Here is a 9,863-nt window from a genome sequence, read left to right as displayed (position 1 = left end):
GGGAGGGGGCCTTGGACGGTACGGCGGACGGCTTCGCGAACGGCTGCGCCGCGTGGGCGGCGACGGGCGCGGTGGCGCCGAGACCGATCAGGAGCATCGTGGCCGCGGTGGCGGCGGACGTGAGGCGCCGCCGGTGGGGATCCGGTGTCAAACCGGTGTTCTCCTCTCCTCGCGCGCCTACCGGGTTAGCTGACGGGTTCGGGCCAGGAGTCGCCCTACGACGTGCGTCGATTCACCCCAGAGGATCTTGGGTCCCCGGTTCCCCGCCCCGTTGGGCGGGTGATTCGGCGTTCCGGCCGCAGCCCCGGGGGGTGGGACTTCCGGACGACCGGATCTCGAGGAGATTACAAAGGATGGGCAAAATTGGCCAATCGGGGCCTGCTGTGACGGGCGGTACGTCCGGCTCGGGGCGGGTGAGGCGCGAAGCCAAGTAGAATGGGGTACGCCGCGTGTCTGCGGCGACTCCCGAACTCTCACGCAAGGCGAGCCCGCATGCCCATCTCCACGCGCGACGACCTCCGTAACGTCGCGATCGTCGCCCATGTCGACCACGGCAAGACGACGCTGGTCGACGCCATGCTCTGGCAGTCAGGTGCCTTCCGCGAGAACCAGGACGTCGACGACCGCGTCATGGACTCCAACGATCTTGAGCGCGAGAAGGGCATCACCATTCTCGCCAAGAACACCGCCGTCCTGCACAACGGCATGACCATCAACATCATCGACACCCCCGGCCACGCCGACTTCGGCGGTGAGGTCGAGCGCGGGCTGTCCATGGTGGACGGCGTCGTGCTGCTGGTGGACGCCAGCGAGGGCCCGCTCCCGCAGACGCGGTTCGTGCTGCGCAAGGCCCTGGGCGCCCGGCTGCCGGTGATCCTGGTCGTCAACAAGACCGACCGCCCCGACGCCCGCATCGACGAGGTCGTGGACGAGACCTACGAGCTGTTCATGGACCTCGACGCCGAAGAGGACCAGATCGACTTCCCGATCGTGTACGCCTCCGGGCGCGCCGGACGGGCCTCGCTGCACAAGCCCGCCGACGGCACGATGCCCGACAGCGCGGACCTGGAGCCGCTGTTCAAGGTCATCACCGAGACGATCCCGGCGCCGTCCTACGACCCGGACGCGCCGCTGCAGGCGCACGTCACGAACCTGGACGCCTCCAGCTACCTCGGCCGGATCGCGCTGTGCCGGATGCACGCCGGCACGATCAAGAAGGGCCAGCAGGTCGCCTGGTGCCGCCACGACGGCAGCGTCGAGAAGGTGAAGATCACCGAGCTGCTGATGACCGAGGCGCTGGCCCGCAAGCCCGCCGACGCCGCCGGGCCCGGCGACATCTTCGCGATCGCCGGCATCCCCGAGATCATGATCGGCGACACCATCGCCGATCCGGACGACCCGCGCCCGCTGCCGCTGATCACGGTGGACGAGCCCGCGATCTCGATGACCGTCGGCACCAACACCAGCCCGATGGCGGGGCGCGAGAAGGGCACCAAGGTCACCGCCCGCATGGTCAAGGACCGGATCGAACGCGAGCTGGTCGGCAACGTGTCGATCAAGGTGCTGCCGACCGAGCGTCCCGACGCGTGGGAGGTGCAGGGCCGCGGTGAGCTGGCCCTGGCGATCCTGGTCGAGAACATGCGCCGCGAGGGCTACGAGCTGACCGTCGGCAAGCCGCAGGTGGTCGCCAAGGAGATCGACGGCAAGAAGCACGAGCCGGTCGAGCGGCTCACCATCGACATCCCCGAGGAGCACCTGGGCGCGGTCACGCAGCTGATGGCGGTCCGCAAGGGCCGCATGGAGCACATGACCAACCACGGCACCGGCTGGATCCGGATGGAGTTCCTGGTCCCGGCGCGCGGCCTGATCGGCTTCCGCACCGAGTTCATGACCGAGACCCGCGGCACCGGCATGGCCCACCACGTGTTCGAGTCCTACGAGCCCTGGTTCGGCGAGCTGCGCACCCGGCCGTCCGGCTCGCTGGTCGCCGACCGCGCCGGCGCCGCCACCCCGTTCGCGATCACGAACCTCCAGGAGCGGGGCACGTTCTTCGTCGGGCCGACCACCGAGGTGTACGAGGGCATGATCGTCGGCGAGAACTCGCGCGCCGACGACATGGACGTCAACATCACGAAAGAGAAGAAGCTGACGAACATGCGCTCCTCGACCGGTGACGAACTGGAGCGGCTCACCCCGCCGCGGCTGCTGTCGCTGGAGGAGGCGCTGGAGTTCTGCCGCGAGGACGAGTGCGTCGAGGTCACCCCGGCCAACGTCCGCATCCGCAAGGTCGTCCTGGACGCGAAGGAGCGCGAGCGCACCCGCGCCCGCACCAAGCGCGCCGGCTGATCTTCCCGCACGCAGGCGAAAAGGGGCGGCCAGGCGGAGCTGATCGCCGTTGCGGAGCGGGGCCTCCACGCCGCGGGGCAGGCGCTCGCCGTTCACGAACGTGCCATTGGTGGAGCCCTCGTCGCGGACCCACGCCGTGCCGGACGGGTCGAGCCAGACCGTCGAGTGGCGCCGCGACACGTTGTCGTACTGCGTGAACGTGGCCGCGACCGGCGACTGGCCCGCGTCCCGGCCCAGCACGAGGTGCTGCCCGACCGAGATCTTCAGCTCGCCCGTGGGGAACTGCATCCGCAGGACGGGCGTCCCCTTGCCCGGCAGCGGGCGCAGGCACGAGTCGCACTGCGCGGCGCCCGGATTGGTCAGCACCGCCTCGCAGTACGGGCACATGAACGCCGTGCTGTCGCTCGGGGGCTGGCGCGGCTGGCCGTGCTGCTGGTCCGGGGGCAGCAGCGTGGCCTCGCGCCCGTGCTGCGGCGACGGCATCGGCGGCCGCTGCTCGTGCTGCGGCGGGGCACCATGCTGGGGCGCTCCATGTTGGGGAGCACCGTGCTGGGGAGAACCGTGTTGGGGAGCGCCATGCTGAGGGGCACCGTGTTGAGGAGCGCCGTGCTGGGGGCCGCCGTGCTGCGGCCCTCCGTGCTGGGGGGCAGGTGGCGGCGGGACCCGCGGCGGCTGCTGCTCGTCGTACCCGCCCGGGCCCGGGCGTCGGCCGCCGCCGGCGCGCGCCAGATTGGCCCCGCAGCTCAGGCAGAGCAGGTCGCCCGGCTGGAACGGCTCGTCACAGACAGGACAGTTCAAGGTCGCCATGACACATCCCCCGAGCGCACCCCGGCGCGTTCGAGCCTCGACGTGAGGTGCTCCATGTCACCCCTTCGCGGGATCCCGATGTAGTACACCCGCCTTCCCTCCGGCCCTTCGTCCACGGACACCTGTACTCGGGGCCCTGCGTCTTCCCTAGTGTTCCCGATGCCCGCCAGTGCCCCGTACCGCTCGCGTCCCAGCGGGGACAACGGCACGACGCGCTGGTTGGCCGACCCCCTCCAGAGTAGAGAGCCACCTTCTGGGTGTCGCCCCCCCGGGTTGAGCCGGTCGACGTACGGCCCCGTGATGACGGCGTCACACATGTCCAGGATCTCCCGTGTCGCTTCGGTGCGGGAGAGCCGAGTGTAGACATATCCGCTGTAGACCAATATGTCCAACCCGATCGTCTCATGTGGGCGATCGTCCCGCCACGCGCGGATGCCCCTCAGCAGTGCCGCCAGCGCGGCCGGCTGCTGGAACGGCTCCCCGCCGGAGATGGTCACCCCGTCCACCGGGCCGGGCAGCGAGGCCAGCCAGCCCAGGACCGCCTCGACCGGCACGGCCTTGCCCGGATCGGCGTCCCAGGTGTCGCGGGAGAGGCAGCCGGGGCAGGCCAGCGTGCAGCCCTGCGTCCAGATGCCCGCGCGGGTGCCGGGGCCGAGCGTGGTCACCGGGTAGTGCGCCTTGGCGAGGAGCAGCGCGTCCGGAGGACCGCCCCCGTTCACTGGAGCCCCAGATGGACGATGCTGCCCTCGCGGCGGATGCCGGACACCGTGATCCGCTCGTCCGGGACGAGTTCGCGGTCGAACAGCGCGCGCGCCAGCGGGTTGACGAAATGGGACTCCAGGGCCATGCCGATCCCGCGCCCGCCCTGGTCCAGCTCGCTCGTGCACCACTCGCGGAGCGTCTGGAGGGCCTCGCCCTTCACGGCCAGGACGAGCCGGTGCTCCTCGGCGACCCGCTTGCAGATGTTGGCGAACTGGAGGTCGAAGATCTTGTGGGCGGCCTCGGCCGAGATGAAATCGAACACCACGATGTTGTCGCCGAACCGGTTGAGCAGCTCCGGCCGGTTCAGCACCCCCGTGAAGTGGTCGGCGACGGCGCCCTTGATCCGCTGCTCGACCTCGTCGTAGGACATGCTGGACGTGATGTTCTGCACACGCGCCGCCGACGCGTACGGGGCGCCGCCGTCGCGGGTCGTCAGGTCCCGCCCCGGGACGTACATCCCGAGGTTCGAGGTGAAGATCAGGATCGACTCGGAGAAGTGGACGGTGTTGCCGCGCCCGTCGGTGAGCCGCCCGTCCTCCAGGATCTGCAGGAACTTGTCCAGGATCCGCGGGTGCGCCTTCTCGATCTCGTCGAAGAGCATCACGCGGAACGGGTCCTCGCGGACGGCGTTGGTCAGCTCGCCGCCCGCCTCGTGCCCCACGTACCCGGGCGGGGACCCGATCAGCCGGTCGCCCGAGCCCTCGCCGGAGAACTCGCTCATGTCGAAGCGCACGTAGGCCGACTCGTCCCCGAACACCAGCTCGGTGATGGCCTTGGCCAGCTCCGTCTTGCCGGTGCCGGTCGGGCCGGCGAAGAACAGCACGCCGCGCGGCCGGCTGCCGGACCTGGTCGCCTGGGCCCCCGACAGGCCGAGCACGGCCCGTTTGAGGATGTCGAGCGTCTTCGTGACGGCCTGCGGCTGCCCGATCACCCGCTCGGGGACGCGCTTCTCGCCCTCCAGGACGCGGCGCCGCAGGTGCCCGCGGCTCCAGGGGTTGTCCAGGACGCCGAGCTTGTACGTCCGGACGGCGTCGGGCAGGTCGGCCAGGTCGACGTTGCGCTCCTTGGCGAGCCGCGTCACCTCGATCATCGACTGGAGGGTGAGCCCGTCGGCCTGCTCGGCGAACGCGTCGCAGGCCGCGGCGGCCGCCGCGTCGTCGCCCACGTCGCTCACGCCGAACGCGCGGGCCAGCAGCCGCGCGGTCTCCTGCCGGTCGCCGAGATGCGGGCGCGGGATGGTGATCTCGCGGATGTTCTCGTTGTCGGCCGTCAGCCACGGCGGCAGGTCGCCGGGCCGCTCCACCAGCCACACGATCGGGTTGTAGAGCGGCTTCGGGCGCGCCCCGACCACCCGGACGGGCCGGGCGCTGCGTGACAGCTTCGCGCAGAACCGGAAGAAGTCGCGCTCGGCCGGCTCCAGGTCGGTGGGGGTGCGGGCGATCCGGGACGCCGAGTCGATCACGAACGCGGCGCGGATGTTCTCCCCGGGCCGCGCCACCGACGCCAGATGCCGGGTCAGGCCCTCCAGCGACGGCTTCTCGTCCGTCTTGAGCTTGCCGAGCAGCTGCTCGGCGGCCCGCGCCGCCTCGTCCGCGATCTCGTCGCCGGTGTCGGGGTAGATCTGGAGGCCGTCCACCGGGTCGTACACCACCATGCAGGACGCACCGCTGGAGCGGAGCGTCTCCCACAGCAGATCGCGCAGCGGCAGCAGCCGCGCGGGCCCGATCCCTTCCAGCGGCGGCGCGAGGAAGCTGTCGTACAGGTTGCCCGACAGGACGTACTGGGAGTGCACGGACAGGGTCGCGTCCAGCTCGCGGATGAACGGCGGCCAGCCCTGCAGCCGCCCGCCGAGGGTCGGCGAATCAATGCTCATCAGGCTCGCTCCACTCCGCTCCGCTCACGCGTTCGCCGGGTCCCGGCGGGGGTCACTGCTCGCGCTCCCGGTGGCGCTCGCGCTGTCCCGCACGTGCCCTAGTCTGCCGCGCTTCGGCGGAAACCGGCAGTTCATGCACGCCGGGCTCCAGCCGCCAGGCCACGTCGGACCGGATCCCGGCGGCCTCCAGGCGGTCCCGCGCGGCCTCGAACTCCGCGCACCACTCGCGCTCGCGCTCGACGTCCAGGCGCCGGTCGTCCTCGCTCTCGGCCGGGCGTTCGCGCACCATCGAGGCCCGCACGTGCGCGGCCTCGTCGACGCGCATCTTCACGCTGTGGTCGGGCCAGCCGCCCTTGGTCAGCACGAGGGCGCCGTCCGCGGCGGTCAGCGTCTCGAACCCGGGCCGCACCTCGTATCCCAGGTCCTCGAACGCGGCCGTGATCGAGTCGAGGACGTAGCGGCGCTCGGCCTCGGCCTGCTCGGCGGCGTCGCGCTCGGCCGCGAGCCGCCGCTCCCGCTCGCGCCGCTCCTCGGTGCGGCGGTTGGCGTCCTGGATCCGCAGGCGCACCTCCTGGAGGACGCCCTCGGCCTCCTCCGCGGTGCCCGCGGCGGCCAGCAGGCGCGCCGCGTCCACGACGGCGTGCCGCTGGTCCTCGGCGGCGTCGGGCAGCAGCCGCGTCATGATCCGTTCAAGAGTCCGGTGCACATCGTCTTGGACGCCTGGGGCGGGTGATGCGCCGTGGCCGATGTCGGTCGTGAGCCCCTCGGCGGGGCCCGTGAGGATCTGCTCGGTCACCTGAGCGGCGAGATGCTCCGAAAGGCGCCGCTCCGCCTCGTCCAGGACCGGGTCGGTGGCGGCGCACCACGCGGCGAGCTCGCCGGGGGTCTCCTCGCCCGGCTGGAGCGGCGGGGGGAGCGACACCTCCGCGCCGATCTTGGCGCGGGTCTCCCCGAGCGCGGCGATCCGGGCGTTGCGCTCGACGACCTCGCGCAGGGCCCGCTCGTGGGTCTCGACCTCGGCGAGCGCGGCGGCCCTGGCCTCCGCCCGGCCCGCGGCGAGGGCGGACAGCGCCTCCGCGCCGCGTCCGGCCAGCCCGGCCCCGCGTCCGAGGACCCGGTTCATGCCCAGGGTGAGGACGACGGCCGCGTCCAGGACGATGTCGGCCTCGACGCCGCTGCTCATGCCGTGCCTCCGGGGTGGATCGCGCGGTCTCCCGCGTCCGGTGTCCGGGACTGCCGCCAGCGGTGCAGCCGCACGCCCGCGGCGACGGCGTGGGCGGCGGGCCCCGCGATGAGGAGCAGAAGCCACAGCAGGCTCGCGACGGGCGTCACCGCCGCCAGGAGAAGCAGGATGAGCAGCAGCGGGACCGTCCCGGCGAGGAGCAGCGTTCCGCAGCCGCGCCGTCCGGTGCGCTGCGCGGCGCCGGACATCGTCTCGGACGCCTTGGACAGACCGCGGCCGCCCGCCCCGAGGAGCCGGGACATCCACGACCACGGCCCGTCCGGGAGATAGTCCTTGCCCTGCGCGCGCGCCAGCACCACTTCACTGCCGCACTGGACCGCCCAAGCGACCACCGAGAGCACGACCAGGAACCCGAACGGAACCCCGGAGGACTTCTGGAAGCCGCCGACAGAGCTGGTGCCCTTGTCGTCACCGCCTCCGAAGAGGGCGCCCACGATCCAGCTTCCCAGCAGCCATAGGAGCAGCAGCGGGACCGTCCACAGCACGGCGCGGGTCACGGCGGCGTTCCGTCCCGCGAGCCGCTGCCGCTCCCGTTCGGCCCACTGCGCGCGCAGTGCCTCGTCGCGTTGCTCCGCAGCGTGCCGGTCACGCGCGCGCGCCTCGATCTCCAGGACGGCCTCGGGCGCGGCCTGTGTCAGGGCGAGCAGCCGCAGCGGATCCTCGCCCGCTCCGTCCGCCATCCAGGTGAACCACGGCACCGGCTCGTACACGGCCGTACGCGCGGCGTTCGCCGCCTCAGCGAGCCTGCGGTGCACCTCGGAGGGGCGCGCCGCCAGCGCCAACAGCGTGAGCAGGATGACGGGCGGATCGTCGGCCGGGACCGGCGGGCCCCCGCCCGCCACTCTCATGGCCGCTCCGTCCGCGCCCGTGCCCGCGTCCGGCAACCGCGCCGCCAGCCCGGGCGGCGCCGCCTCCTGGCTCCGCAGCCAGCGGGCCAGGTCGTTCCAGGCGGCCGCGTGGGCGCGCCACTGATCGTCGATACGGGCCAGCTCGTGACCGCCCTCGAATCCCGCCAGGACGCGCAGCAGGCCCTGCTCCCACAGCTCCCGTCCGAGCAGGCACGCGGTGCGGTGGTCGGCGTGCCGGCGATCGGCGGCCAGCGCCGCCAGCCCCGGCAGGTCGTCCGCCGTCACCCGCCGTCCGAGGAAGTGCGGCGGCAGCGCCGGATCCAGCCACCGCACCAGGTGCAGCAGCTTCACGTCCGGCGGCAGGCCCGTCGTGAGGTAGCCGTCGACGAGGGCGATGCGGCTGTCGTCGGGGATCTCCGCGAGCCAATCGCGCAGGCTCCGCCACGCCTCCCCGGACTCCCCGCGCCCGAAGAAGTAGAGGGCGGCGTGCTCCCATTCCTCGATGAGCGCGCGCGCCAGCTCGGACCGGTCGGTGTAACGGCGTCCCTTGAACGGGAGCCCGACGCCCGGCGGGAGCGCGGAGGGGGGCGCCTCCTCGGCGACCCGCGGCGAGCCGCCGTCCAGCCAGTCCGCGACCTGCTCACCGGCCCAGCGCCGGCGCGGGTCGCGGGTCAGCAGCCCCCGGCACAGCAGCCGCAGCCGCGGATCGCCGACATCGTCCGCGGTCACCGGCCGGGTCGCCAGATGATCGACCACCACGGTCTCGCTCAGCCCGGGGAACGGCGCCCGTCCCGTCGCCAGCTCCCGGACGATCATGCCCAGCGACCACCAGTCGCGCGCCGGCGAGACCTGGCCGGACAGCGACTCGGGTGCCGCGTAGGCCAGCGTCCGCGACGACGAGGCGAACACCACGCTCTGGTCGAGCACCTTGCTCAGCCCGAAGTCGGCGATCGCCAGCCTCACCGGCGCCGTCCCCAGGACCAGGACGTTCTCCGGCTTGAGGTCGCGGTGCACGATGCCGGCCTGGTGCAGCGCCGTCAGCCCCTCGGCGAGCTGCGCCGCGATATCGGCGACCGCGTCCGCGGGCAGCGGGCCCGCCATCAGCGCCCGCAGGTTGCCGTCGGGCGCGTACTGGGTGACCTCGTAGTCGCGCCCGTCCGCGTGGCCCGTCTCCAGGATCCGCAGCACATGCGGGGAGTCCAGCGCGGGGAGCTTCGCCCACACCTCCCGGTCGGCGTGGTAGCCGCGGCGGAAGATCTTCGCCACGTACTCCTCGTCCGCCGCCCGGCCCCCCGTGCCGCTTCCCGCGCCTTCCCGGGGGCGGACGAGGAGCAGATCGGACTCGGCGCCCTGCACCGGCAGCTCCGCCACCGTCTCGTACCGCTCGGCGAGCGCCGCGGGCAGCCGCATCAGCGGATCGCCCGGCGCCTCGCCGTCCCGCCGCGTCGCGCCGGGGCCCGGCGGCCCTGGCGGCTCCGGCGGTGCCGGGCGAGGCCCCGGCACCCGCGGATCGCGCCGCGTCACCCCGGGATCCCGCCGCGTCTCGCGCGGAGGAGTGCCTCCGCCGGTCTCCGTCCCGTCGACGTCGCCCACCTGCACGCCCCGTCTAGCTCTTGTCCTTGATGATCCGCAGGTATTCGACCCCCTTGAACCGGACGATCACCGCCTCCATGAAGATGCGGGCCAGGATCGCCTCGAAGAACCACACCAGGGGGGAGCTGCAGATGATGATCAAGCCGAGCAGCCAGCCGTCGTGCAGTTGGGCCACCCAAATTCCGATCGCCACGACCGCAAGGGAGAACATGCTGATCAACAGGAGCAACAGGATGTAGAAGAGCTTGATGAGCTTCGGCGTCATCAAGTAGTTGAAGTTGGCGTCGAAGAGTGTGCCGATCAGGCCCTTGTCGGAGCGTTCCGGCGGAGCCCACCCGTGCGGCGGGCTCTGCGGGCCGGTTCGGAGGTCGGCGGGGCGGGGGCCCGGGAT

The 9,863-nt window shown here is 72.4% G+C and carries 6 protein-coding genes, 1 pseudogene and 1 riboswitch; of the genes and pseudogenes, 1 reads left to right on the top strand and 6 read right to left on the bottom strand.

Features of this window, described 5'->3' with window-relative positions; genetic code table 11:
- Positions 1-158: 158 nt before the first annotated feature.
- Positions 159-288: riboswitch (cyclic di-AMP (ydaO/yuaA leader) on the bottom strand.
- A gap of 204 nt (positions 289-492) precedes the next feature.
- Positions 493-2,346, top strand: a complete 1,854-nt coding sequence (typA, locus tag E1298_RS38840; protein WP_131902385.1) for a translational GTPase TypA — start codon at positions 493-495, stop codon at positions 2,344-2,346.
- Between the two features lie 42 nt (positions 2,347-2,388).
- On the opposite strand, the pseudogene E1298_RS52010 reads toward typA, so the two are convergent.
- From E1298_RS52010 to E1298_RS38805, 6 genes and pseudogenes are all read right to left on the bottom strand, one after another.
- A pseudogene (locus E1298_RS52010) lies at positions 2,389-2,634 on the bottom strand (FHA domain-containing protein); the annotation flags it as partial.
- A gap of 506 nt (positions 2,635-3,140) precedes the next feature.
- The gene (locus E1298_RS38825) at positions 3,141-3,872 is read right to left on the bottom strand and encodes a 4Fe-4S single cluster domain-containing protein (protein ID WP_131902384.1); all 732 of its coding nucleotides are present in this window, start codon (positions 3,870-3,872) and stop codon (positions 3,141-3,143) included.
- On the bottom strand, positions 3,869-5,788 hold the full coding sequence (locus E1298_RS38820) for an AAA family ATPase (RefSeq protein WP_131902383.1): 1,920 nt from the start codon (positions 5,786-5,788) through the stop codon (positions 3,869-3,871). The genes E1298_RS38825 and E1298_RS38820 overlap by 4 nt, the downstream gene beginning before the upstream one ends.
- Positions 5,789-5,840: 52 nt before the next feature.
- Positions 5,841-6,971, bottom strand: coding sequence for a response regulator receiver protein (locus tag E1298_RS38815; RefSeq protein ID WP_131902382.1), 1,131 nt, complete (start codon positions 6,969-6,971; stop codon positions 5,841-5,843).
- Positions 6,968-9,472, bottom strand: coding sequence for a protein kinase domain-containing protein (locus tag E1298_RS38810; protein WP_131902381.1), 2,505 nt, complete (start codon positions 9,470-9,472; stop codon positions 6,968-6,970). The genes E1298_RS38815 and E1298_RS38810 overlap by 4 nt, the downstream gene beginning before the upstream one ends.
- Positions 9,473-9,485: 13 nt before the next feature.
- Positions 9,486-9,863, bottom strand: a 378-nt coding sequence (locus tag E1298_RS38805) for a DUF4282 domain-containing protein (protein ID WP_243726074.1), incomplete at its 5' end; no start/stop codon positions are given.

This window comes from Actinomadura rubrisoli, from assembly GCF_004349215.1.
Taxonomy (GTDB): Bacteria; Actinomycetota; Actinomycetes; order Streptosporangiales; family Streptosporangiaceae; genus Spirillospora; species Spirillospora rubrisoli.
Note: the sequence above shows the minus strand (reverse complement) of the source record. Positions and strands in the feature narration are given on the sequence as shown.

Excerpts from the sequence above, each read along its gene's own strand:
- E1298_RS38815 (WP_131902382.1), bottom strand. The coding sequence starts at position 6,971 with ATGAGCAGCGGCGTCGAGGCCGACATCGTCCTGGACGCGGCCGTCGTC.
- E1298_RS38820 (WP_131902383.1), bottom strand. The coding sequence starts at position 5,788 with ATGAGCATTGATTCGCCGACCCTCGGCGGGCGGCTGCAGGGCTGGCCG.
- typA (WP_131902385.1), top strand. The coding sequence starts at position 493 with ATGCCCATCTCCACGCGCGACGACCTCCGTAACGTCGCGATCGTCGCC.